This is a genomic window from Streptococcus suis (assembly GCF_002964045.1).
In the GTDB taxonomy this organism is placed as follows: domain Bacteria; phylum Bacillota; class Bacilli; order Lactobacillales; family Streptococcaceae; genus Streptococcus; species Streptococcus suis_U.
The window spans coordinates 1-950 of sequence record NZ_POPB01000205.1 but is presented as its reverse complement, the minus strand read 5'-3'; the positions used below and the strand labels follow the sequence as shown (position 1 = coordinate 950).

Below are 950 nucleotides of genomic sequence, written 5' to 3'. Positions count from 1 at the left end.
AAAAGCGACTCATAGAATTATTTCCTCCCGTTAAATAATAGATAACTATTAAAAATAGACAATACTTGCTCATAAGTAACGGTACTTAAATTGTTTACTTTGGCGTGTTTCATTGCTTGATGAAACTGATTTTTAGTAAACAGTTGACGATATTCTCGATTGACCCATTTTGAAACAAAGTACGTATATAGCTTCCAATATTTATCTGGAACATCTGTGGTATGGCGGGTAAGTTTTATTAAGACGCTGTTTACTTTTGGTTTAGGATGAAAGCATTCCGCTGGCAGCTTAAGCAATTGCTGAATCGAGACTTGAGTGTGCAAGAGCAACCCTAGTGTTCGGTGAATATCCAAGGTACGCTTGTAGAATCCTTCTTCAACAATCAGATAGATGTCAGACGCATGGCTTTCAAAAACCACTTTTTTAATAATTTGTGTGCTTAAATGGTAAGGAATATTCCCAACAATTTTATACCTCTGTTTGTTAGGGAATTGAAACTGTAGAATATCTTGGTGAATTAAAGTGACACGAGTATTCAGTTTTAATTTTTCTGACGATAAGTTGAATAGATGACTGTCTAATTCAATAGACGTTACCTGTTTACTTATTTTAGCCAGTTTCGTCGTTAAATGCCCTTTACCTGTTCCAATTTCGTAAACGGTATCGGTTTCTTTTAAATTCAATTGTTTTATTATTTGGTTGAGTACTTTTTCACTCGTTAAAAAGTTTTGAGAATATTTTATATTTTTGTTCATGTAATCACTCCTGAAGTGATTACATCTGTAAATAAATACAGAAGTTAAATGATTTGTTTGTAATTTTAGTTATCTGTTTAAAAAGTCATAAGATTAGTCACTGGTAGGAATTAATCTAACGTATTTATTTATCTGCGTAATCACTGTTTTTAGTCTGTTTCAAAACAGTAGATGTTTTATCTACATTACGCATTT

2 protein-coding genes are annotated in these 950 nt (G+C 32.0%); both read right to left on the bottom strand.

From position 1 onward, the window contains the following. Positions 1-17: 17 nt before the first annotated feature. Positions 18-755, bottom strand: coding sequence for a 23S rRNA (adenine(2058)-N(6))-methyltransferase Erm(B) (gene erm(B) / locus C1E99_RS01850; protein WP_002321849.1), 738 nt, complete (start codon positions 753-755; stop codon positions 18-20). Between the two features lie 124 nt (positions 756-879). Next, complete coding sequence (locus C1E99_RS01845; protein WP_011100846.1) at positions 880-948, bottom strand: 23S rRNA methyltransferase attenuator leader peptide ErmL; 69 nt, start codon at positions 946-948, stop codon at positions 880-882. Positions 949-950 lie beyond the last annotated feature (2 nt).